At 62.9% G+C, this 22,879-nt stretch carries 17 protein-coding genes and 1 tRNA gene; 11 read left to right on the top strand and 7 right to left on the bottom strand.

Going from position 1 to position 22,879, the window contains the following annotated elements; genetic code table 11:
• Positions 1 to 7 precede the first annotated feature (7 nt).
• From VFZ66_20000 to VFZ66_19970, 7 genes are all read left to right on the top strand, one after another.
• The gene (locus VFZ66_20000; GenBank protein ID HEX6291476.1) at positions 8 to 958 is read left to right on the top strand and encodes a branched-chain amino acid ABC transporter permease; all 951 of its coding nucleotides are present in this window, start codon (positions 8 to 10) and stop codon (positions 956 to 958) included.
• Positions 959 to 1,181: 223 nt separating this feature from the next.
• Complete coding sequence (locus tag VFZ66_19995) at positions 1,182 to 2,150, top strand: branched-chain amino acid ABC transporter permease (GenBank protein ID HEX6291475.1); 969 nt, start codon at positions 1,182 to 1,184, stop codon at positions 2,148 to 2,150.
• A 147-nt stretch (positions 2,151 to 2,297) separates the two neighbouring features.
• Positions 2,298 to 3,134: an ABC transporter ATP-binding protein gene (locus VFZ66_19990; protein ID HEX6291474.1), complete on the top strand. Its 837-nt coding sequence runs from the start codon at positions 2,298 to 2,300 to the stop codon at positions 3,132 to 3,134.
• 47 nt (positions 3,135 to 3,181) lie between these two features.
• Positions 3,182 to 3,928, top strand: a complete 747-nt coding sequence (locus tag VFZ66_19985) for an ABC transporter ATP-binding protein (GenBank protein HEX6291473.1) — start codon at positions 3,182 to 3,184, stop codon at positions 3,926 to 3,928.
• A 605-nt stretch (positions 3,929 to 4,533) separates the two neighbouring features.
• Positions 4,534 to 5,580 (top strand): sigma-70 family RNA polymerase sigma factor, encoded by a 1,047-nt coding sequence (locus tag VFZ66_19980; GenBank protein HEX6291472.1) that lies wholly within the window; start codon positions 4,534 to 4,536, stop codon positions 5,578 to 5,580.
• Positions 5,581 to 5,841: 261 nt separating this feature from the next.
• Entirely contained in the window at positions 5,842 to 6,129 is a 288-nt protein-coding gene (locus VFZ66_19975; GenBank protein HEX6291471.1) for a DUF507 family protein, read from the top strand.
• A 99-nt stretch (positions 6,130 to 6,228) separates the two neighbouring features.
• Positions 6,229 to 6,630 carry a DUF4342 domain-containing protein gene (locus VFZ66_19970; GenBank protein HEX6291470.1) on the top strand — a complete coding sequence of 134 codons (402 nt, stop codon included), beginning with the start codon at positions 6,229 to 6,231 and terminating at the stop codon, positions 6,628 to 6,630.
• Positions 6,631 to 6,691: 61 nt separating this feature from the next.
• Here the strand turns inward: VFZ66_19970 and tyrS are convergent, their stop codons facing one another.
• The 4 genes from tyrS to VFZ66_19950 all read right to left on the bottom strand — a co-directional run bounded on the left by tyrS (position 6,692) and on the right by VFZ66_19950 (position 14,363).
• On the bottom strand, positions 6,692 to 7,864 hold the full coding sequence (tyrS, locus tag VFZ66_19965) for a tyrosine--tRNA ligase (GenBank protein HEX6291469.1): 1,173 nt from the start codon (positions 7,862 to 7,864) through the stop codon (positions 6,692 to 6,694).
• A gap of 225 nt (positions 7,865 to 8,089) precedes the next feature.
• The gene (topA, locus tag VFZ66_19960; GenBank protein ID HEX6291468.1) at positions 8,090 to 10,702 is read right to left on the bottom strand and encodes a type I DNA topoisomerase; all 2,613 of its coding nucleotides are present in this window, start codon (positions 10,700 to 10,702) and stop codon (positions 8,090 to 8,092) included.
• 233 nt (positions 10,703 to 10,935) lie between these two features.
• Positions 10,936 to 13,839: a transglycosylase domain-containing protein gene (locus VFZ66_19955; protein HEX6291467.1), complete on the bottom strand. Its 2,904-nt coding sequence runs from the start codon at positions 13,837 to 13,839 to the stop codon at positions 10,936 to 10,938.
• A 254-nt stretch (positions 13,840 to 14,093) separates the two neighbouring features.
• Positions 14,094 to 14,363, bottom strand: a complete 270-nt coding sequence (locus VFZ66_19950; GenBank protein ID HEX6291466.1) for a hypothetical protein — start codon at positions 14,361 to 14,363, stop codon at positions 14,094 to 14,096.
• Positions 14,364 to 14,666: 303 nt separating this feature from the next.
• Here VFZ66_19950 and clpB point away from each other — a divergent pair, with 303 nt between their 5' ends.
• On the top strand, positions 14,667 to 17,273 hold the full coding sequence (gene clpB / locus VFZ66_19945; GenBank protein ID HEX6291465.1) for an ATP-dependent chaperone ClpB: 2,607 nt from the start codon (positions 14,667 to 14,669) through the stop codon (positions 17,271 to 17,273).
• Between the two features lie 77 nt (positions 17,274 to 17,350).
• Here the strand turns inward: clpB and VFZ66_19940 are convergent, their stop codons facing one another.
• Together VFZ66_19940 and VFZ66_19935 are read right to left on the bottom strand one after the other, a co-directional pair.
• Positions 17,351 to 17,875 (bottom strand): peptidylprolyl isomerase, encoded by a 525-nt coding sequence (locus VFZ66_19940; GenBank protein ID HEX6291464.1) that lies wholly within the window; start codon positions 17,873 to 17,875, stop codon positions 17,351 to 17,353.
• 48 nt (positions 17,876 to 17,923) lie between these two features.
• Positions 17,924 to 18,235 (bottom strand): HU family DNA-binding protein, encoded by a 312-nt coding sequence (locus tag VFZ66_19935; GenBank protein HEX6291463.1) that lies wholly within the window; start codon positions 18,233 to 18,235, stop codon positions 17,924 to 17,926.
• A 188-nt stretch (positions 18,236 to 18,423) separates the two neighbouring features.
• Here VFZ66_19935 and VFZ66_19930 point away from each other — a divergent pair.
• Positions 18,424 to 18,498 (top strand) — tRNA-Gly (locus tag VFZ66_19930).
• Positions 18,499 to 18,813: 315 nt separating this feature from the next.
• Here VFZ66_19930 and VFZ66_19925 read toward each other — a convergent pair.
• Entirely contained in the window at positions 18,814 to 20,988 is a 2,175-nt protein-coding gene (locus tag VFZ66_19925; GenBank protein ID HEX6291462.1) for a DUF5107 domain-containing protein, read from the bottom strand.
• A 261-nt stretch (positions 20,989 to 21,249) separates the two neighbouring features.
• On the opposite strand from VFZ66_19925, the gene VFZ66_19920 reads away from it, so the two are divergent.
• Both VFZ66_19920 and VFZ66_19915 read left to right on the top strand, forming a co-directional pair.
• Complete coding sequence (locus tag VFZ66_19920; GenBank protein ID HEX6291461.1) at positions 21,250 to 22,476, top strand: serine/threonine-protein kinase; 1,227 nt, start codon at positions 21,250 to 21,252, stop codon at positions 22,474 to 22,476.
• A gap of 9 nt (positions 22,477 to 22,485) precedes the next feature.
• Positions 22,486 to 22,773, top strand: a complete 288-nt coding sequence (locus tag VFZ66_19915; GenBank protein ID HEX6291460.1) for a redoxin domain-containing protein — start codon at positions 22,486 to 22,488, stop codon at positions 22,771 to 22,773.
• Positions 22,774 to 22,879 lie beyond the last annotated feature (106 nt).

The following is a 22,879-nucleotide window of genomic DNA, read 5'->3' as shown; positions in this document are numbered from 1 at the left end:
ATCTGCCATGAACATAACCCTGCTCTTGCAACAAATCCTCAACGGCCTGGCGATCGGCGGCGTGTACGCGATCTTTGCTCTGGGCTACACACTGGTCTTCTCGATCCTGCGCATTATCAACTTTGCTCACGGCGCGGTCTTTACGCTGGGCGCATACTTCACCTATGTGCTGATCGGCTCGCGCTTCGGCTTCAATGGCGTGCTGGCGAATCTGGCTGTGCCGATCAGTCTGCCGTTTCCGGTGGCCCTGCTGCTGGGCGCGATCCTGGCCGGCCTGTGCAGCGTGGTCGTGGAGCGGCTGGCCTTTCGTCCGCTGCGCGCGCGCGGTGCCGATCCGCTGCTGACGCTAGTGTCAAGCCTGGGCGTGGCCGTGGCGATCGTCAATCTCATCCAATATCTGGTCGGCGCGGAGATCTACACCTTTCCGGCGCGCATCCTGGGCGGCCTGCCGGTCGCGATCAACTTCGGCAGCGACACTCGTCCAGTGCCGGTGCGCACGGTCCAGATCATTATCTTCGCGGTTTCGATGGTGATCGTGGTCTTGCTGACGTATCTGATCAACGGCACCAACGTCGGTCGTGCGCTGCGGGCAGTCTCCGAGGACGCCACGACTGCCAGCCTGCTCGGCATCAACACCGATCGGCTGATCCTGCTGACGTTCTTTCTGAGCGGCTTCCTGGGCGGGATCGCTGGCACGCTGGTCGGGATGAGCGTCAGCATCGCGGGGCCGTACTTCGGCATCGCGTTCGGGCTGAAGGGCCTGGCAGTGATCGTGCTGGGCGGCCTGGGCGATATTCCGGGCGCGGTGCTGGCCGGCTTCATCATCGGCCTGGCCGAGTCGTTCGTTCCGGCGCAGTACGTCGCGTATAAAGACGCGGTCGCGTTCGCGCTGCTCTTTATCATGCTGCTGGTCAGGCCGCAGGGCTTGCTTGGCCGCGCCGTGGTGCAGAAGGTGTAGTGTTTGGCGGCGAAGGAAATACGCGAAAGAACAAAGAACAAAGAACAGACGGAGAACCAAGAACCAAGAACCGAACTTCCCCCTCTCCTGTGCCGAAGGCGACGGGAGAGGGGGCTGGGGGTGAGGGCTTGAAACTCAGAACTCGAAACATGAAACCAATGTTTCCCAAAATGCGCCTTGATTCTGCACTGTAGGGCGGATACGTCGTTGGGAGCTGAACAACATGGCGGCACTTTACAACAATGGCTTCTTGCTCATCTCAATGATCCTGGCGGCGATGTTGGCGCTGTCGCTCTATCTGCCGCTGATGGCAGGCCAGCTCTCGCTCGCCAGCCCGGGCTTTTACGCGCTCGGCGGCTATACCGCCGCGATCATGTCCACTCGATTCTTTAGCCCGACCGGCGGCGCGTTTCCGGTGCCGTACGTGCTGGCCGAGATGGCGGTCGCGGGTGTGGTCTGCGGCGTGGTAGCGATCGTCGTCGGGATTCCGGCGCTGCGGCTGCGCGGCATCTACCTGGCGCTGGCGACGATCGCGTTCGTGGAGATCCTGCGCGTGCTGTCGCTCAACCTGGAAGCGACCGGCGGCGCGGTCGGGATCTTTGGCATTCCGCAGCCCTTCGCCGCGCGGATCGAATATCTGTGGATCGCCGGGCCGCTGCTGCTGCTGAGCATGTTTTTGATCTATCGCCTGGAGCGGATTCGGACGGGCCGCGCGTTTGCCGCGATCCGCGAGGATGAACTGGCCGCCGCCGCGATGGGCATCGACCCGACCTACAACAAGGTGCTGGCCTTTACCCTCGGCGCGATCCTGGCTGGCGTCGTCGGGGCGCTCAGCGCGCATGTGCTCAACACCTGGAACGCGCGCCAGGGCACCTTCGACAACAGCATCAACTATCTGGCCTACGTCCTGATCGGTGGGTCGCGCACCTTCATCGGGCCGGTCGTCGGCGGGATGACGCTGACGGCGCTGCCTGAGCTGCTGCGGGCGGTCGCGGATGTCGGCGGGCTGCCGGTGTGGCTGGCCGAGTTCCTGCGCAATGGTCGGCTGATCATCTTTGGCGTGCTGATCGCGCTGGGCACGATCTTCTTTCCGCAGGGAATGGTCACGCCGGAGCTGTTCGAGGGGCGACGGCGACGGCGACGGGTAGAGCCAGCCGGAGCGGGACGTACGCGGGACAGCGCGAAGCCGTGAAGAACCAAGCGGAGAACCAAGAACCGGGTGCCATGCGGGTGCCCTTTGGGCAAAAGAACAAGGGAACATGGGAGCCTTGAATTTGAAACTTGAACCTTGGAACTCGAACCTTGGAACTCGAAACGTTGAAGTGAGTGAAGATCAGCCATGCCACCTACATGGGAACCTACCGAGGCCGAGCTTCGACAGCGCAGGCAGCCTGTGGACGACACCAAGGTGCTGGAAGTCGGCGCGATGACGCGCCGCTTCGGCGGTCTGGTAGCGGTCAATAATGTGTCGTTTGTCGTGCAGCAGGGCGAGATCTTCGGCCTGATCGGGCCGAACGGCGCTGGCAAGACGACGCTGTTCAACCTGATCACGGGCCTGATCCCGCCGTCGCACGGCAGCCTGCGCTATCGCGGCCAGGAGATCACCGGGCTGCGGCCACACCGGATCGCGGCGCTGGGCATCGCGCGCACGTTTCAGAATATTCGTCTGTTCGGCAATCTCTCGGCGCTGGAGAACGTGATGATCGCGCGCCATGTGCATACCCGTGGCGGGCCGCTGGGATTGCTGGCGGGCATGCTCAGCCTGCCGGGCGCCACGGAAGAAGAGCGCGCCACGCGCCAGCGCGCGCTGGAGCTGCTCGATATGGTCGGGCTGGCCGATCGGGCGCATCTGCGGGCGCGCAATTTTGCCTACGGCGATCAGCGCCGCCTGGAGATCGCGCGGGCGCTGGCGCTCGATCCCCGGCTGCTGCTGCTGGACGAGCCTGCCGCCGGGATGAACGCGCACGAGAAGCTGGGGCTGAGCGAGTTTATCCGCCAGATCCGCGATCAGTTCAGCCTAACAATCCTGCTGATCGAGCATCACGTGCCGCTGGTGATGGGCCTCTGCGATCGGATCGCGGTGCTCGATTTCGGGCAGCTGATCGCGCTGGGCGATCCCGCCAAAGTGCAGCATGATCCGGCGGTGATCGAGGCGTATCTGGGAGATGAGGCATGAGCGCTTCTGAGTCACATACAGCACATACCGGCGCTACGGCTCGCCCGCTGCTTGAGATCCGCGATCTGTCGGTCAACTACGGCGGGATTCAGGCGTTGCAAAACGTCAGCATGGTGATCAACGCGGGCGAGGTCGTGACGCTGATCGGCGCGAATGGCGCGGGCAAGAGCACCACGCTGCGCACGATCTCGCGGCTGCTCAATCCGCGTCGCGGCCAGATCGTCTACGATGGACACGACATCACCAGGTTACGGCCCGACGAGGTGGTGCAGCGCGGCATCGCGCAAAGCCCGGAAGGCCGCCGCATGCTGACGCGCCTGACGGTGATGGATAACCTGCTGCTGGGCGCGTACACCCGCTCGGATCGCGCCGCGATCCAGGCCGATATCGAGCAGCAGTTTCGGCGCTTTCCGAGGCTCAAAGAGCGTCGCGGCCAGCTTGCCGGAACGCTCAGCGGCGGCGAGCAGCAGATGCTCGCGATTGCGCGGGCGCTGATGAGCCGCCCCCGGCTGCTGCTGCTGGACGAGCCGAGCCTGGGCCTGGCACCGCTGATCGTCCGTGAAATTTTTGCGATTATTCGGGATTTGCACGCGGCGGGCGTCACGATTCTGCTGGTCGAGCAGAACGCGCAGCTTGCGCTCCAGAACGCCGATCGCGGCTATGTGCTGGAGGCCGGCCAGATCACGATCAGCGGACGCGCCGCCGACCTGATCGACGATGACCGGGTGCGCAAAGCCTACCTGGGCGAGGCAGCAGCGCCGCCAGCGCCGCCGCCTGCGCGTCAGCAAGGTTAAAGGCTGCGGCAACGGCAATCCAGGTGCGCGCCGGATACGTATGATCTTTGCGACTGGATTCGGGGTAGGTGATCGGCCTATTGCGGCAATCCAGCCGTTACTAAACTGTTAAATTCACGTTTCTATCTGTACAAGATAATACAACCGGCGCGACACGCGCTTCTTGACAAGCACTCTTTAGTTGACTTATGCTAGAGGGGTTGACAAGATGTGTCGCTTGCCGCAGTGCTTTGCGCGGATCGGAGAGCAAGCCTAGATCGTCGGCAGCGTAGCCTTGCCCCACCACACGATCGATCACCATACGATCGATCAACCTCCCCCCTTGGTGAGCAACGGTCAACGACGTGTCTGCGTGACGCGCTGTGCAAGCGCCTATGCACATCCAGCATAGTCGACCATAGTCGACGGTCTGCATCTTGCAGCATGGCGGCTAGTGATGTGACGGAAATGCATTGATTCATTCTTAGTTTGTGCTGCTTTGGCTCGACCAAACGGCCATAAGTATAGGAAACATGGCACCCAAGAAGCAAAAGCAGGAGCAATTGCCGAAGGAGCAGTCACTGGGCATGCCTGCGCCAGGGGCTGCGACTGAGGAGTCGAGCAGGTTGACGACTCCCCAGAGCGCTGCTGCGCTTCCGGACGCCGCACTTGATGAATTCGAGGAGCCGTCGGCCCAGGAGCTGCAGCAGGTAGCGACAGAAGAGGAAGAGTACGATGTCGAGGAGCTGCACGAGATGGTCGCAGCTACCGATGCAATTACACGCTACTTGCGTGAAATTGGTCGAACGCCGCTCCTCAACGCGCAAGAAGAGATCGATCTGGCACAGGCGATCGAGAACGGCAAGCATGCGCGATCGCAGTTAGCCGAGCTGAATGGCGAGCTGCCGCCCACTGACCGCTACGAGCTGGTTCGGCTGCGCGAGCTTGGCGATGAGGCCCGCCAGAAGTTGATCCAGGCGAACTTGCGGCTGGTGGTCAGCGTTGCGAAGAAGTATATGGGCCGGGGCATGCCGCTGCTGGATCTGATCCAGGAGGGCAACATCGGCCTGATGCGCGCCGTCGAGAAGTTCGATTGGCGCAAGGGCAACCGCTTCTCGACGTATGCCACGTGGTGGATTCGGCAGGCCGTCACCCGCGCGCTGGCCGAGCAGAGCCGCCTGATTCGCCTGCCGGTCCATCTTGGCGAGTCGCTGGGGCAGATGCGCCGCACCGCCGAGCGGCTGGCAATCGCGCTCCAGCGCGAGCCGACGCACGCCGAGCTTGGCACGGCGCTCGGTCTGCCGGAGGAGCAGATCAAGCGTATGCTCGAAGCGGTCCGCCAGCCGATCTCGCTCTCGACGCCTGTCGGCGAGTCGGGCGAGTCGCAGTTCGGCGATTTCATCGAGGATGACCGCATCGCGCCGCCGGAGGAGCAGGCCAGCCGGACGATGCTTGAGCGCGACATCTTCAAGGCGCTGAGCGAGCTGCCCGATCGCGAGCGCACGGTGCTGGAGCTGCGCTACGGCCTCAACGACGGTCAGCGCCGGACGCTGGAAGAGGTTGGCCGCTCGCTGGGGATTACCCGTGAGCGCGCGCGGCAGATCGAGGGCGAGGCGCTCCGCCGCCTGCGCGTATCGCAGATGGGCGCTGGCCTGCGCGGCTACCTCGAATAGCGGACGCTCTCAGCCAGATGGCAGGATCGGCGAGCACACGCTCGTCGGTCCTTTTTTGCGCGCAATGTTTCGAGTTTCGAGTTTCAAGTTTCAAGTTCAGGGCCTCATCCCCCCGCCCCTGCGCCGGGGTACCATGCCGGCGCCCTCTGGGTCTGGCACCCGGTTTGTTCCCTTGTTCTTCCTTGGTTCTTGGTTCTATCGTCCCCGGCCTACTGCGGCTGGTGTGGTATCCTGTAACCAGCCAAATGAAAGGAGCCGCAGATGCGACTAAGTGAAGATAAAGTGCGCCGGATCGCCGAGCGGATCATCGACGGGCTGGCCGAGCGCGGGCTAGTCTCCTACACCAATCGCTCGCCCGACGCGCGCGCTACGCGGGTCAAGGCGGTCTACGAGGTGATCGTCGCCGATTTGCAGGCCGAAGAAGAGATCGACGTCGAGGTCGAGCGTATCCTCGCGACGTACTCGCGGACGCTCAAGCCCGTAGAGCAGGATGTGCTGCGCCGCAAGCATAAGGAAGAGGTCGCCCGCAAACGCAAGTTCGTGCTGTGACGGCGTGGTGCCCGGTATCGGCTGCAACACGCGCGCCGATTGGGGCGTCCTATGCCACGTGCCGCACCAAGACCGGCACGCCCATAGGAGGAATACCACATGTCGAACAATAATAATCCTGAGTCCACGCCGAGCGCTCGCTCCTGGACCGAAGAGATCGAAGTTGCCGCCAATCAGGTGATCGAGCAGGTGCAAAGCCTGATCCGTGAGGGTAACGTCCGCCGCCTGATCATCAAGCACGAGGGCACCACGATCCTCGAAGTCCCGGTGACGATCGCCGCGATTGCCGGTGTCGCGACGCTCTACATGGCTCCGCTGCTGGCGGCGCTGGGCGCGCTGGCCGGGCTGGTGGCGCGGGTGCAGGTGGTGGTGGAGCGCGAGGGCGAGCGGCCCGAAACGGTCGACATCAACCCGGCGGATACCAGGGCGCTGACGCTCGATCCCAATCTGACCACGATCTCCGAGACGGAGTCCGATGAGGCTGCGCTGCCGCAGGTGTAGCGGTTCTTATAGCGCTGAATAGATAAACAGGGGCGTTCCATTGCGAACGCCCCTTGGGCTGCTACGAGACGACGCGCACGAATTTGCGCTTGCCCACCTGGACCACGCACTCGCCGCCGGGCTCGACCATCGTCTCCTGGCTTTCGACGCGCGTGCCGTTGATGCGCACGCCACCCCCGGCGATCAGCCGCCGCGCCTCGCTCTTGCTCGCGGCGATCTGCGCCCCCGCCAGCAGGTCCACGATGCTGGTCGGCGCGCCGATGCGGTACTCCGGCATGTCTTCGGGAATCTCGCGCTTCTGGATCGTCCGCACGAAGTATTCCTCGCCCGCGCGCGCGGCCTCGGCGCTGTGGAACTGCGTCACGATCTCGCGGGCCAGGCGCATCTTAAGATCGCGCGGATTCGCGCCGCCACGCAGCGCCTCCTGCAACTGCTCGATCTCGCTCAGGGGCACATCGGTGACGTTGACGAAGTAGGGCAGCAGCACGTCGTCGCTCATCGCCATGACGCGCCCGTACATCTCGTGCGGCAGCATCGTCAGATCGACGGTGTTGTTGAACGACTTGGACATCTTGCGGCCATCGGTGCCGACCAGCAGCGGCGTGAGAAAGACCTGCTGCGGCTCAAGGCCCAGCGACTTCATCAGCTCGCGTCCGGCCAGAATGTTGAACTTCTGGTCAGTGCCGCCGAACTCGACATCCGCGTTGATCGCTACTGAGTCGTAGGCTTGCAGCAGCGGATACATTAGCTCCATCATCGAGAGCGGGCTTTCGGAGTCGAAGCGCTTGCGGAACGTCTCGTGCGCCATCATCTGCTGCATCGTGAAGCGCGATGTGAGGTTGAAGACATCCGCCAGGGTAAACGTGTTGTACCACTCGCTCTGCCAGCGCACCTCGCTGCGATCCCGGTCGACGATATGGAAAAATTGCTGCACATACGTCTCGGCGTTGCTGCGCACCTGATCGGCGGTGAGCATCTGCCGCGACTGATCGCGTCCGCTGGGATCGCCCACCTGCGCAGTCCAGTCCCCGACGATCAGCACGACGGTATGGCCTAGCTCCTGAAACTGGCGCAGCTTGCGCAGGCCAACCGCGTGGCCGACATGCAGATCGGGCTTGGACGGATCGAAGCCCATTTTGAGCCGCAACTGTTTGCCGGACTTGAGCTTTTCGCGCAGTTCCGACTCGACGATAACCTCGGCGACACCCCGAGTGAGAAGCTGATCGATGTCCATTCGGCCTCCTGAAGCTGTGGGCAAAGCAAAACGAGCGTGGGCTTGTTCCACGCTCGTCTATCTGGCTTACTCGCTACCGCTGATCGTGGAACACGCCTGCTACACCTGTCGCTGATAAGCGTAGGCATACATGCCGATCAGGGTATGCGGATGGTTGAAGAACTCTTGTATTTGCATCTCTGCCACCGTGCGTGTCATCTTAGCAGACGCGCCCGCCCGTGTCAATCAGGCGGGCTGCCGCTTGGCGCGAGCGGGCTGCTTGGTGCCGCTTTTGGTCGTGGTCTTGCTCGTGGTCTTGCTCGCGCTGGCTCTGGCGCTGGTTGTCTTGGTCTTGCTCGTGGTCTTCGCCTTACCGTCGCTCGTGGCAGCCGCGCGCTTGGTGGTCCGCCTGGCGCTCTGCTTGGTCGTCTTGGCGGCGGGCTCCGGCTTCGGCAGCGCCGCGACCTCCTCATCGCTCAGGATGCGCGGCATGGTGCCGTCGGCGGGCAGCTTCTCGATGTAGCGGCAGCGCGGGTAGCCGGTGCAGCTCAGGAACGGGCCGTAGCGCCCCTGTTTGAGCGCCAGGTGATGGCCGGATTCAGGGCAGACGCGCTCGGTAATCTGCGCGGGCGGCTTAGGCTGTCCGCTGCGGTCCAGCTTTTGGATCGTCTTGCATTCGGGATAGTCGGTGCAGGCCAGGTATGGACCCCAGCGCCCCGACTTGCGGATCATCGGCTTGTCGCACTTGGGACAGCGATGCTCCGTGACCTGCTCGGCGACAACCAGCGCGCCGTCGCTGGTCTTTGCCAGGTTGCGGATGTTCTTGCACTCAGGGTAGCCCGTGCAGGCCAGGAACGGCCCGAAGCGTCCCTGCTTCACCGCCATCTCACGACCGCATTTATCGCAGGTCTGCGTGCCCTCGGCAAGCTTCGGCTGCGCGGCCAGCCGCACCCGTCCCTCGGCGTCGCGCACCAGATCGCCGGTGAAGCTGCATTCGGGATGGCGCGTGCAGGCCAGAAACTCGCCGTTGCGGCCCCACTTGATGCCGAGGGGCGCGCCACAGGTCGGACACGGAATATCGGTTTCGACGGTTTCGCCCTTGACGCCGCGCATCTCGCGCTGCGCCTTCGCGATGGTGTGCTCGAAGGGCTGGTAAAAGCCCTGGATCACGGGCACCCACTGCCGCGCGCCCTCGGCGATGTCGTCTAGCTGCTGCTCCATCTGCGAGGTAAAGTTGTAGTCGACGATGTCCGAGAAGTGCTGCACCAGCAGATCGGTGACGACGCGGCCCAGCGTGGTCGGGACCAGCTTCTTATCGACGACCTGCACGTACTCGCGCGCCTGGATCGTCGAGATCGTCGGCGCGTAGGTCGAGGGCCGCCCGATGCCCAGCTTCTCCAGCTCTTTGACCAGCGATGCCTCGGTGTAGCGCGGCGGCGGCTGCGTCCAGTGCTGAAGCGCCAGCAGCTCGATCAGCCGCAGCAGCTCGCCCTCGGTCAGCGGCGGCAGGAGCGTTTCTTTGTCCTCGTCCTCCTCGCCTTCGTCCAGATCGACGTGATAGACCGCCAGGAAGCCCGGAAACTTGAGCACGGAGCCGGTCGCGCGGAAGACGTACGGCGGAGTGCCGCTGCCCAGATGCCTGCCCGCCGCGATGTCCACGCTGGTGCTGTCGAAGATCGCCGCCGCCATCTGCGACGCCAGAAAGCGCTTCCAGATCAGATCGTAGAGCCGGTACTGATCGCGGCTTAGCGCCGTGCGCAGCATGGCTGGCTCGCGCTGCACGCCGGTCGGGCGGATCGCCTCGTGGGCCTCCTGCGCGCCCTTGGCGCGCGTTTTATAGACGTTGGGCCTGGCCGGAACGTACTCCTCGCCGTATTTTTTGGCGATCAGCGCGCGGGCCTCGCTCTGTGCCTGCTGAGACACGCTGAGCGAGTCGGTACGCATGTAGGTGATCAGGCCGACGGTGCCCTCTCTGCCGATGTCGACGCCCTCGTAGAGCTGCTGCGCGACGAGCATCGTTTTCTTCGCGCCGAAGCCGAGCTTGCGGCTGGCCTCCTGTTGCAGCGTCGAGGTGATGAACGGCGGCGCTGGCGTGCGCTTTTTGTCTTTGCGGGTGATCTTCTGGATCTGAAACGCCGCGCCATCCAGGTCGGCGACGATCGCGTCGGCGGATTCTTTGTTGCCGATGTCGAACTTGCCGAGCTTCTTGCCGCCCCGCTCGACCAGCACCGAGCGGAAGACGCGGCTGTCGCCCTGCTGCTTGCGCAGATCGGCCTCGATCGTCCAGTATTCCTGCGGCTTGAAATCCTCGATCTCGCGCTCGCGATCCACCACCAGCCGCACGGCCACCGATTGGACGCGACCGGCGGACAGGCCGCGCTTGACCTTGTCCCAGAGCAGCGGCGAGAGCCGGTAGCCCACGAGACGATCCAGCACCCGCCGCGCCTGCTGCGCATCGACCAGCCGGGTGTCGATCTCGCGCGGATGCGCCACGGCGTCTTGCACCGCGTTCTTGGTGATCTCATGAAAGGTGACGCGATACACCGGCTTGCTCTTCGGAATCCGCGTCGCCTCCAGCACATGCCACGCGATCGCCTCGCCCTCGCGGTCGGGGTCCGTCGCCAGATACACGGCGTCCGCGCCCTTCACCGCGCTGCGCAGCTCGCTGACGACCTTCGATTTATCGCTGGGGATCTCGTACTCCGGCGAGAAGTTGCGGTCGGGGTCGACGCCGAGCTTGCTCTTGGGCAGATCGCGCACATGGCCCATCGATGCCTGGACCTTGAAGTTAGGGCCTAAATATTTTTGAATAGTCTTCGCCTTAGCGGGAGACTCAACGATAAGCAATTTATATGTCATGAGCTACGCTGCTCCTCTCGGAGAAACAAGGAAGCCGGGGAACCGACGGCTCGACCGGCCTCGCTGTTGCACTATACTGCCTCGCAGTACCCATGTCAAGGGATTTAAACTCCTTGCAGCCTGGCTGATGCGCCGCTAGGCCGGGGCGGGTGAGAACAACAGCGCGGGATTGGCTCAGCCAACCCCGCACTGCTGCGCTGCTCGGTTCTCGAATCTGGCCCGGCTCCGGCGCTCTACGGCGCGCGGACGCCGAGCACCACCGTCATGCCCGGCTCGATCGGCGTGCCTGCGGACGGGCTGTGGCTGACGACGGCGTACGGCGGGAACGCATTGTACAGATCGCCGATCCGATCCTGGCCCTGGTAATCGACGAGCACGTTGGTCACGCCAAGATTCGCCAGCGTGGCCTTCGCCTGGTTCTCGCCCAGGCCGATCAGGTTCGGGATACGCGCCACCGGCGCGGAGGGCGGCTCCGGCGCTGGTCCGCCGGGCGATCCCGGATCGCCCGGCTGCGGCGTCGGCTGAACCGCGTCGGGCGTTGGCTCCGGCGTGGGCGTTGGCCGCTCGACCAGATCGCTGCTACAGGTGCGGCTGGGCGCGCTGCCGCGCAGATCGTCCTCGTCGCCGCCGATGCTAAACTCGGTATCGATGACCTTGATCCCTTCCTCGTCGTTCGACTTGGGCAGGTTCCAGACCTTCATCGTCACGAGCTGATCGCCGTAGCTTACGCCGGATTGCGGCAGGCAGTAGCCGCCGTCGGTGGTGCGCACGACTTTGACGGTGCGGTACAGATCGCACTCGGCGCCCTTGTCTCCGTCGAGCATTTCGGGCGTGAACCACTCGGTGGTGCGCTGCCCGAACGTCCCGCCGATCTTGCAGACCTTGCGCTCGACCGCGCCATAGGTTTCCGGGCTGGGAAACTCTAGCGGCTTGCTGAGATCCTCGCCGCGCAGGAAGCGGTCGATCTTGGGATCGGCAAAGAGCGCCTCCATGATCCGGTTCCAGATGATACCGCCGCCCTGCGTACTTTCGACGCGCTCGGTCTTCTCGTTGTTGTTGTTGCCGGTCCAGACGCCGACGGTGACATAGGGCGTGTAGCCGAGCGCCCAGGCATCGCGGAAATCATCGGTAGTGCCGGTCTTGGCGTGCACCGGTCGCGACAGCTTGAGCGGATTGTTGCGGCCAAACATTGGCGTTCGCGCGGTGTTATCGCCCATGAAGTCGCGCACGATCGCCACCAGCCGGGGATCAACTACCTGCTCGTTCGGCGCGGCCTGGAAATCGCGCAGCACCTTGCCGTCGCGGTCGGTGATCTTGAGGATCGACTCGGCCTTGACGTAGCGCCCGTCGTTTGCCAGCGTGTTGTAGGCGGTGGTCAGATCCAGCAGCGTCACCTCGCCGCCGCCGAGCGTCAGCGCCAGGCCGTAGTAGCCCTCTTCGCGCTGGAGGCCGCCGATGCCCAGCTTGTGCAGCAGATCGAGCGTCGGCCTGATGCTGGCCTGCTTCAGCGCAAGCACTGCCGGAATATTCAGCGAGTTCGCCAGCGCCTCGCGCATGCGCAGCGGGCCGTGCCACTTCTGGTCGAAGTTCTTGGGACAGAACCAGAAGGCATCCGCGCCGGGCGCGCACTTCTTGAGGTTTCGATCGCTGGCACCGCCTCGGATCGGGAATCTGGTTTCCACATCCCACAAGATCGAGCCGGGCGTGAGCGTGCCCTGGACCAGCGCCGACAGGTAGGTGAAGGGCTTGAGCGCCGACCCCGGCTGCCGCTCGCGCGTGGCGACGTTGACGTTGCCGTCGAGCACGTTGCCCTCTTCGCCCTCAGTCTCGGTCTTCTTCACCGCGTTGTAGTCGATCGAGCCGACCATGCTCAGGATTTGCCCGGTGCCGGGCTGCTGGATCACCACGGCGGCGTTATGAATGTTGCGCTCTTCGGCCTCGAGCTCCTCGATGCGCTTCTTGGCCTCGCGCTCGGCGATCTCCTGAATGTTCAGATCGAGCGTCGTGGTAATGTTCAGGCCGCCCTGGTTGGCGAGCAGCGGGCCGATCTTAGGATCGTTCTCCAATGCCTGGCGCACATGGAACACAAAGTGCGGCGCGCGCAGACTGACCTGCTGGTCGGCGAACTCAAGATCCTGAGCGATGGCGCGGCGCGCCTCGTCTTCTTTGACCATGCCGTTGCGCACCATCTGGCGCAGCACGTCCACCTGGCGGGCACGGGTGGGAGTGATGCCGCGCGGCAGCGGGCTTTCCGGGTCGAGCCAGCCGCTCTTGAGCTGGACGCCCTTGAGCACGCGACCGTTCTCAAGATACTGCATCGGGTTGTAGAGCGTCGGAAGCTGCGGAATGCCCGCCAGCAGTGACGCCTGGTTCAGATTCAGATCTTTGGCATCCACGCCGAAATACCCCTTGGCTGCGGCCTGAATACCGTAGGCCAGGTTGCCGTAGGGAATTTCGTTGAGATACATCTCTAAGATCTGCTCTTTGGAGTACTGATCGGTAAGCTGCTGCGCGAGGACGGCCTCTTTGATCTTGCGCTGGTAGCCCTCCTGGCGCTCGGCCTCGGTCAGCACCACCAGCTTGATGAACTGCTGCGTGATCGTCGAAGCGCCCGATACGGTTTCGCCGCTGACGTAGTTGCGGTAGAACGCCTTGGCGATGCCCATATAATCGACGCCCGGATTGGTCCAGAAGTTTTTATCCTCAATCGCAATCGTCGCGTTCTTCAGATCGTCGGCGATCTGGTCGAGCTTGACCGGATCGCGGCGGCCTGTCGAGATAAACTCATACAGCAGGGTGCCGTTCCGATCGAAGATCCGCGACGTCTGGAACGGCTTGTACTCGTTGATCTTATCCAGCCGAGGCTTGAGCTCGTCGGCGGTCTGCGCGTAGTAGACGCCGCCGCCAGCCGCTCCAATCGACGGGACGAGCACCGCGATCAAGAGCAGCGCGCTCAGCAGGTAGACGAAGATGCGAGCACCGCGCCTGTACGGGCTGCCCACGTTCCGCAGCACGTGTGGCGGCGCTTTATACCGCCGCTGCCCGTTCCCGCCGTTTGCGGCGCGACGCATCGCCGGGCCGCGATACGGCCCGTGTCCGTTGCCATGTCCATTTCTGCGATTAGAGTGTGATGCCATGTATCTATCCTACAAAACATTGTTGTATGCAAAAGCGATCCTGCTGTCGCGCCGACGACGCTCCAACGGCTTGCTTATGCACTATTCTACCAAGTATTTTGCAGCCGACCGCCAGCCCAGGCTTATAAACTCCTGATAAATAACGTTCAACGTTCGGCAGACCTGGAACTTGAAACCTGAAACTCGGTTGCACGACGCATAGAAACGGACGAGGAGCAAGCCCCTCGCCCGGCGGATCTGCCCGACGCGCTGCCTTAGCGATAGCGCTCCTGCATCTGCTGGCCGGCCTGCTGGATCTGGCCTAGCGCGTCTTCGCTGCCGGGACGCACCAGCTTGTGATACAGCCCGACGGCAAAGAAGGTCGGCGGCCACTTGCCGACAAAATCCGCCCAGTTCTTCTTGCCTGCCAGCTGGAGGCCCGCCGACAATAAGATCGAGACGATACCCAGTGTGTACCAGAGCTGGCCGGGGATCTGATCGACAACTTGGAAGATCGCGTTTTGCGGATTCTTCTGATCCTGCATGTCCTTCTCCTTCTACAAACCTGGCCTGGCGTACAACGTCCTGTCGTGTCGCTGGCCTGTGTCATGCAGGAACAATGCCACGGACCGCGTTTTGCGTCGGCACAGGTTGCTCGATTAAGTTACCATAAAGTAAAGCAACCTACGGCGCTATGCGAGCGTCTAAGTGACGCTGCGCCGCTGCCGAAGCGCGGGCCAATCGAAAAAATAGATCGACAAAGAACAACCGGCTCCTGAGCCTTTGTTCGCTGTTCCGTTGTTCTTTGTTCTCGATAGTGCAGCACGAGATGGGAAAGGAACGTCTTGGTGAATATCCATCAGTACAACGATAAGGCGCGCGAGGCGATCGTCGAGGCGCAAAAGCTGGCGACTGAGTACGGGCATCCGCAGATCGCGCCGGAGCATCTGCTGCTGGCATTATTGCGCCAGAACGATGGGATCGTGCCCGAAGTGGTGCTCCGCACGGGAACCGATCTGATTCAGCTCCGCCGCGATGTCGAGGCCGAGCTGGATCGGCTGCCCAAGGCGTATGGCTCGAACATCAAGCCAGCCCTAAGCTCACGGCTGACCCAGGTGCTTAACTTTGCCGAGGCCGAGGCGCGGCGCATGGGCGATCAACTCGTTTCGACCGAGCATCAACTGATCGCGCTGATCGAGAGCCGGGGTCCGGCGGGTAGTCTGCTGCTCCAGCTCAACCTGGCACGCGACAAAGTGATGCAGGTGATCAACTCGCTGCGGGGCAGCTTCGTGGTGAACAGCATCGTGCCCGACCGGCAGTATCCGTCGCTCGAACGATTTGGCCGCGATCTCACCGCGCTGGCGCTGCTGAATAAGCTCGACCCGGTGATTGGCCGCGACGAGGAGATTCGCCGCACGATCCAGGTCTTGAGCCGCCGCACCAAGAATAATCCGGTGCTGATCGGCGATCCGGGCGTGGGCAAGACCGCGATCGTCGAGGGGCTGGCGCAGCGCGTGGTGCGCGGCGACGTGCCGGAGGCGCTCAAGAATAAGAAGATCGTGGCGCTCGATCTTAGCTCGATGGTGGCGGGCACCAAGTATCGCGGCGAGTTCGAGGAGCGCATGAAGGCGGTGATCAACGAGGCGATCGGCTCCAACGGCTATATCATCCTCTTCATCGACGAGCTGCATACGGTCGTCGGCGCGGGCGCGGCGGAGGGCGGCGTGATGGACGCGGGCAATATGCTCAAGCCCGCGCTGGCCCGTGGCGAGCTGCACGCGATCGGCGCGACGACGATGGACGAGTATCGCAAGCACATCGAGCGTGATCCGGCGCTGGAGCGGCGCTTCCAGCCGGTGACGGTCGACGAGCCCGGCATCGAGGCGACGATCTCGATCCTGCGGGGCCTCAAGGAGCGCTACGAGACGCATCATAAGGTGCGCATCACCGACGATGCGATCGTCGCGGCGGCGCAGCTCAGCGACCGCTATATCGCCGATCGGTTCTTGCCCGACAAAGCGATCGATCTGATCGACGAGGCGGCGGCGCAACTGCGCATGGCGATCACCAGCGATCCCGCCGAGCTTGACGATCTCAGGCGGCGGATCATGCAGCTTGAGATCGAGCGGCAGGCGCTCAGGCGCGAGACGAACCGCGACGCTCAGGCGCGTCTGGAGCGGATCGAGCATCTGCTGACTGGACTGGGCGAGACGCAGGCCAATCTTCAGCTCCGTCTGGCGGCGGAGCGCGCGGCGATCGGGCGGATCTCGCAGCTCAAGGAGCAGATCGAGCAGACCAGGGTGGCGATCGAGCAGGCGCAGCGTGAGTACGACTACAACCGGCTGGCCGAGCTACAGTACGGCACGCTGCTTCAGCTTCAGCGCGATCTCGATGCCGAGGTGCAGGCGCTCGATCAGCAGCAGGAGCGCGGCGCGCTGCTGCGCGAAGAGGTCAGCGCCGAAGACATCGCCGAGGTGGTTGCCAAGTGGACGGGCGTGCCCGTCTCGAAGCTGCTGCTGGACGAGGTCGAGCGGCTGCGCAACATGGAGCAAAACCTGCACCAGCGCGTCGTCGGGCAGGATGAGGCGATCCGAGCCGTGTCGAGCGCGGTGCGTCGGGCACGCGCCCGGCTGCACGATCCCGATCGTCCGCTCGGCTCGTTCCTCTTTCTCGGCCCGACCGGCGTCGGCAAGACCGAGCTGGCGCGGGCGCTGGCCGAGTTTCTTTTCGACGACGATCACGCGCTGATCCGCCTGGATATGTCGGAGTACATGGAGAAGCACTCCGTGGCGCGGCTGATCGGCGCGCCTCCGGGCTACATCGGCTATACCGAGGGCGGCCAACTGACCGAGGCGGTCCGGCGCAAGCCCTTCTCGGTGGTGCTGCTGGACGAGGTCGAGAAAGCGCACGCCGATGTGTTCAATATTCTGCTGCAAGTGCTCGACGACGGACGCCTGACCGATGGACAGGGCCGCGTGGTGAACTTTCAGAATACCGTGGTGATCATGACCAGCAACCTGGGCTCGCACGCGATCCAGCAGACGCTCGACGATCCCGAAACGATGCGCGACGAGGTGCTGGAGGCGCTTCAGAGCTTCTTCCCGCCCGAATTCCTGAACCGCGTCGACGACGTAACGATCTTCCATCCGCTCAGCCAGGCGCAGATCGGCGAGATCGTCAGGCTCCAGCTCGAGCGCGTGACGAGTCGGCTGAGCGACCAGAAGATTACGATCGAGCTGACCGACGCGGCGCTGCGGCATCTGGTCAAGATCGGCTACGATCCGCGCTACGGCGCGCGACCGCTCAAGCGGGCGATCCAGCGCGAGATTCTGGATATTCTGGCGCTTGAGCTGCTCGACAGGCGCTTCCGCTCCGGCGATACCGTGCTGATCGACGCCGAGCGCGGCGAGCTGACGTTCGAGGCGCTGGGCACGTCTAGCGCTGCCGATTCGTGATCGAGCAATCCGAGCGGCTCCCATAAACGACAGGGCTGAGCATGACGCTCAACCCTGGGTGTAATCGGCGACGCTGATTAGCCGCGCGCTACCTCTTCGATCTCGATGCGCTCGATCGTATCGCCCGGCTTCGGGTCGCGCGAGGGATCGCGCTCGCGGATGGCATTGACCACGTCCATGCCCTCGACGACCTCGCCAAAGACCGCGTGCCGGTTGTCGAGGTGCGGCGTCGGCGTGTGGGTGATGAAGAACTGCGAGCCGCCGGTATTCGGGCCTGCGTTCGCCATCGACAGGATGCCGGGCTTGTCGTGGCGCAGCCTGGGATGGAACTCGTCTTTGATGCGGTAGCCGGGGCCGCCGGTGCCGGTGCCGGTGGGATCGCCGCCCTGGATCATGAAGTTTTTGATCACGCGGTGGAAGGTGGTGCCGTTGTAGTAGCCCTGCCGCGCCAGGAAGACAAAGTTATTGACGGTGATCGGCGCTTCTTGGGCAAAGAGCTTGATCCGGATCGTGCCTTTCTCGGTGTGGAACGTCGCATAGTAGTCTTTGCTTGAGTCGAGCGCCATCTCCGGGTGTTTGTCCCAGCGTTGTGAAGTTGCCATAGATCCCCCTTCTCGTAACATAAAAGCTTACGGCCAGAGCGTGCGCGGCTATTCCATCTCGCGTTGCAGATCCTGGGTTGACTTGGTGCCCCGGATCACGCTCTTGAAGCTGTTGCTGGCGGAAAAGCCTGGCGTTCGCGTCGCGCCGATGGTCATCGGCTCCTTGGTCTGCGGATTGACGCCCTGCCGCTCGCGGCGATCACGGACCTCGAAGGTGCCGAAGCCGGTCAGGACAACGCGCTCACCTTGCTGAAGCTCTTCGGCAATAATGGTGAGCGCGGTATCGACAATTTGTTTGGCTTGTTTTTTAGAAATGCCTGCGCGCTCTGCGACCTCGGCGATGAACTGAGTCTTTTGCATGTTACTACTCCTTGCACTTGCTACGCACACGCCGTCGCGCCATAGGCTCATTATAAGCGCGTGCCAGATCGTGTCAAGGGTAAATAGGGCATTGCAAACATGCAAATCGCAAAACAGCGCACGACACGAGCCTGGCGCGTCGCAGATTGACAAGGAGCAGCCGACTTGCTATAATCGCGCTACATCTCGCGGGAATGGCGCAATGGTAGCGCATCTGCTTCCCAAGCAGAGGGTTGCGGGTTCGAGTCCCGTTTCCCGCTCCAATCACACAAAGAAAAGGACGAGATCATATGTCTCGTCCTTTTTCTTTACCTCATTGCGCAATCAAGACCGATGTTCTGAGCTCCACGCTTCCGGATCTCGGCTCTCGGCGAGGCCCTCACCCACGCCGGTGCCAGACAGGGCGGCCTTTGGGCATGGCACCCGCCTCTCCTTTTGTGACAGGAGAGGGGGAGAGGATCATCCCGGTTCTTTGTTCCTTCTCCCCCGGCGCGAATGACGAAACGGACGAGGCGCGCAGATTCATCCTTCTGCTGTTGCTCCGGCTGTCAGGCCCTAGCCTCGTCCTTTCCCGCAGACTACGGCACCACGATGTCGATGCCGGGTGCCTCGATCTGCAACCTGCCTGTCGCCGCGCTCGCCGGCAGCTCGATCGCCAGCGGTTGATCCGGACGCAGATCCAGCGCCGCGCTACGGAAGATCTCCTGTCCGTCCCGCCGTATCACAACCGTTGCGTTCGCGACGATGCGGCTGGCCTGAACTGTCACCGTTCGTCCGCCGTCGGGCCGTGCCACCACACCAACCGCGCCGTCGCCCGTAGCCTGGCTGAGATCGCCGATGCCGAAGAGCGGCTGCCAGGCGGTGTCAAACGTTCGGCTCGTGCCCGGCGCGAGCGGCGGATAGTCCCAGAACGTCGGCTGCGCGCCGCTCCACAGCTCGACGTACTCGCTGTCGCCGTCGGTGTAGAGCTGCTTATCGAAGCTGCGGCTAAAGCCGAAGAACTTGCCGCCGACGGTGCCGGTGCCATGCAGCACCACGGCACCGGAATCCAGCGCGGTGTCGTACGCGCCGAGGTAGCCGACCGGCGACGGCGTGAAGCCGCCCAGGTAGCCGCTCCAGTTGGCCGGGCGGCTCAGATCGCGACCGTTGTGCAGCGGCCAGCCGATCACGCCGCGCGGCCCCGGCAGATCGCGGTCCTGCGTGGCGTGGACGATCATGCTGTCTGTCGGCGCGCTGAAGCGTAATCCGGGGCCGATCGTATTCGTGCCGCCGGGACTCAGCGTGGCGTTGGTCCACATTTGCAGCGGCTTTGCCTCGCCCGTAGGATTCGACACACTCATTCGCGCGGCGAAGCGACCCTCGTCGGGCCGTAGCGTGATGCTGCCCGCGACGCCCAGCCCAGTCTGTCGCTCGGTCGTCGTCAGACGCGCCGTGACCGCGCCGTCCCGGCGGCTGAGCGCAAGATCCCAGGGCACGTTTTCCAGATAGCCGTGCTCCTCGGTCGGCGCGGCCCACTCCAGGCCGCCCACGCCAAGCCACCAGCCGCGCTGCCCAAAGGGGCTGGGCTTGACGACCGGGTTGCGGTAGAAGATATTTTGCCGTGTGGCCTTGTCGATCGCCTGGTAGAGCCGCCCGCCTAGCTCAGGCAGGAATGTCAGCTCCATAAAGCGATTCTCGACGATCACCGCGCGATACGATCGCGGCTGAAGCGGGCCGATCTTGCTGCGATCCAGACGCGGATAGGGGTAGATCGGATCGCCGGGCGCGGTGGGCACCAGCGCCGCCGACAGATCGTAGGTCGGGATGGTGATCGATGTCTCGCGGGTAGCAACGCCGAGCGTGAAGGGCGGCTGAGCATAAGTCAACGATTGCCCGTAGCGCCAGCGGTAGTAGTGCAGCCCGACGTTGCCCATCTCCACGCGGAACGCCGCCGGGTTGGCGGGCGTGTACGTCAGCACGCGGCGCTCGAATGCCTGAAACAGGACATCTCTGGCCTGGCCGCCGACCGACACCCGCGCCCAGTACGGCTCGGTGATCGGGTAGCCGAAGGCGAACAGCGGATCGATCACCTGTCGGCGCACCGTGCGCCCGCCCTCGATCACGGGTCCGCTGGCGTTCATAAACTCGTGGAAGACGCGCGGCACGTTGTGGCCGGTGGCGGCTTCGTAGCGCACGATCGTCGTTTCGGGCAGCGCGCGGGCCGGGTCATCGCCGATGCTGCCCGCATTGAAGACCGCGCTGATGCGCTGGCCGATCCGTGACGGCGCGCGATTGCTGCCCTCGATCGTGGTAAAGGGCGCGAGCTGGCGGTACGATGGCGCGGATGGGCTGCCGACAGGATCGCCGGCGATCGGCGCATCGGCAGGCCCGGCCTGCGCGAACACGTTCGCGCCTACCTGCATCCGCCCGCTGATCATCTCGACGACGAGCAGGCCGTTGGTGACGAACCAGGGCGAGCTGCGGTTGGCGCCGGGATTGGTAATCTCCATGCGCGCCTTGTCGAAGTATTGCACCAGGCGCGTGCCGCCGGGCGCGTCGGCGTAGCGCTCGTAGCGGCGGTCTGCGGGAGCCGCGCCCCAGACCCAGGAGCGGCCCGCGCTGCCGCTGGCGACCGGCTGATCGGTGCGGACCCACAGGTTGCGGAACTCGCTAGCGGCAAAGCCGCTGCTGCTCGTGCTCTGGGCCGACATGGGCAGCGCTTGCGTCGCGGCAAGCAGGACGAGCAGGAGGAGCAGGACGATTCGGATGTGCATGGTATGATCTCTCTAGATAAGCCGCTCAGATCAACGGCAAATCGATGGCGTCGTTCCTCATATTTTAGCAGCTCGCCACTATCGTGCCACACGTTCGACGCTGGAGGAGCATGCTGTCAGCCTCGCCGCTGCCAAAGCCGACCAAGAGCGGCACTGCTTGACGAGGATAGTAGAATAAAAAAGACATTCCTTCATCCTTACTTATAACCATTCTCAATCATCAATCCGAATCTTCAACGTAGCGCTGTCTAGGGGGCGGGTATGACTGTATCACGGTGCCTCTCCTGCAATGCGATTCTCAACCCCAACTCTCGGTTTTGTACTGGCTGCGGGAGACAGGTCGTTCTTCGTGATCGCTATCGATTGGTACGAGAGCTCGGACGTGGCGGAGGCGGCATAGTTTATGAGGCCTTCGATCTTAATGTTGGTCGGCCATGCGCGATCAAAGAGGTTTCATCTGCCACGCCTGCTGAGCAGAAGCAGCTAGAGATCGAAGCGGGCATTCTAGCCCACTACTCAACCGAATTACCCTTCATTCCCAGCATTTTCGATCGTTGGAGCGATAATGCAAGAACCTATCTGGCTATGGAATATATCCAAGGCCAAACCCTGGAGCAATTACTGGGACAGCCCTGGTCCGTCAGCCAGGTTGAGGATTTTCTCCGAATCATGCTTGCGTGTTTGTCGCAGCTCCACGCAGTTTCGATCGTGCATCGTGATATAAAGCCGGGGAATATCATCTGCACACCGCGCGGACGCTATGTATTAGTTGATTTTGGCATTGCCAAGCACGGCGCCTCAACGATGACCATGGCGGCCAGCATGGGATCGCTTGCGTATGCCTCGCCGGAACAAATTCAGGGAAAGGGGACCGATGCGCGCTCCGATCTGTATAGCCTGGCTGCAACTGCCTATCATCTGCTGACGGGCCAGCTTGGCACGCCCGCCTATGCTCGGCAGGCCGGGGTAGCGCTGACGCCGCCAAGCCAAATCAGGATCGGCGTGCCAGCGGCTCTGGAAAAGACCTTGCTCGCGCTGCTTGAGCTGGATCGGGATAAGCGGCCAAGCGATGCACACGAGGCGCTCCAATTGCTCACCGCTGCTCTACCAGCCCCGCCACCCGCTACCCCAATGCCTGGCTCCAAGACGACGATCCGATTCAGGGCTCAGAACAGAACCGCCGTGCTTGTTGCGATGATTGGTGGTATTTGTACCATTATGGCGGCTGTGGTTGCCGTTTTAGGCAATGTTATCGACAATCCTGGCTATGGAATACAACAGAGTCAATTCCCACCCGTTTCTAATCCCAGCCCGTTCTTTAGTCCGAGTCCGTTTGAGTCGTCGGAGGAGCCAACGCCGGAGGAGCCAGCGCCGAACGAGCTTGCGCTGGATTTTACATTGGAGGACAGCAGCGGCAGTACCGTCGATCTGGCTTCTGTATTGGAAAATAACAGCGTCGTGTTAGTGATGTATGTTGGACATACTTGAGCCGCATGCATTAACCAACTCGGTGAGTTGGAAGATTATTACGATGTTTTTAGAGAAAAGGGCGCTGAGATCGTGGCTGTTGCCCAACAGGACATCTTCGAAGCACAGGCAACCGTTGAGAAAACAGGAGTCAGCTTTCCAGTCCTTGCAGATCCGAGTGGAGCGGTGATTTCCAAGTTCGGGAGCGCGCCGTCGGTGTTCATTCTCGATCAAGATGGCAATATTGTTTGGTCGTATGAGGGCGAGCATTCGGATGATCGACCTTCGATTTCTAATCTCTTAAGCCATATTCCGTAGCACAAGATGCCTGAAAACCGCCATATGACTCACGCCCTCGCTCAGGGGATGTCCCACAGGTTCCCGGATGATGCTATGGCAGCGCCCGTAACGGCGCGGCGCGACG

This window comes from Herpetosiphonaceae bacterium (assembly GCA_036374795.1).
Lineage (GTDB): Bacteria > Chloroflexota > Chloroflexia > Chloroflexales > Kallotenuaceae > LB3-1.
Note: the sequence above shows the minus strand (reverse complement) of the source record. Positions and strands in the feature narration are given on the sequence as shown.

Coding starts and splice junctions, on each gene's coding strand:
- VFZ66_20000 (HEX6291476.1), top strand. CDS start 8: ATGAACATAACCCTGCTCTTGCAACAAATCCTCAACGGCCTGGCGATC.
- VFZ66_19995 (HEX6291475.1), top strand. CDS start 1,182: ATGGCGGCACTTTACAACAATGGCTTCTTGCTCATCTCAATGATCCTG.
- VFZ66_19990 (HEX6291474.1), top strand. CDS start 2,298: ATGCCACCTACATGGGAACCTACCGAGGCCGAGCTTCGACAGCGCAGG.
- VFZ66_19975 (HEX6291471.1), top strand. CDS start 5,842: ATGCGACTAAGTGAAGATAAAGTGCGCCGGATCGCCGAGCGGATCATC.
- VFZ66_19970 (HEX6291470.1), top strand. CDS start 6,229: ATGTCGAACAATAATAATCCTGAGTCCACGCCGAGCGCTCGCTCCTGG.
- tyrS (HEX6291469.1), bottom strand. CDS start 7,864: ATGGACATCGATCAGCTTCTCACTCGGGGTGTCGCCGAGGTTATCGTC.
- topA (HEX6291468.1), bottom strand. CDS start 10,702: ATGACATATAAATTGCTTATCGTTGAGTCTCCCGCTAAGGCGAAGACT.
- VFZ66_19955 (HEX6291467.1), bottom strand. CDS start 13,839: ATGGCATCACACTCTAATCGCAGAAATGGACATGGCAACGGACACGGG.
- VFZ66_19950 (HEX6291466.1), bottom strand. CDS start 14,363: ATGCAGGATCAGAAGAATCCGCAAAACGCGATCTTCCAAGTTGTCGAT.
- VFZ66_19940 (HEX6291464.1), bottom strand. CDS start 17,875: ATGGCAACTTCACAACGCTGGGACAAACACCCGGAGATGGCGCTCGAC.
- VFZ66_19935 (HEX6291463.1), bottom strand. CDS start 18,235: ATGCAAAAGACTCAGTTCATCGCCGAGGTCGCAGAGCGCGCAGGCATT.
- VFZ66_19925 (HEX6291462.1), bottom strand. CDS start 20,988: ATGCACATCCGAATCGTCCTGCTCCTCCTGCTCGTCCTGCTTGCCGCG.
- VFZ66_19920 (HEX6291461.1), top strand. CDS start 21,250: ATGACTGTATCACGGTGCCTCTCCTGCAATGCGATTCTCAACCCCAAC.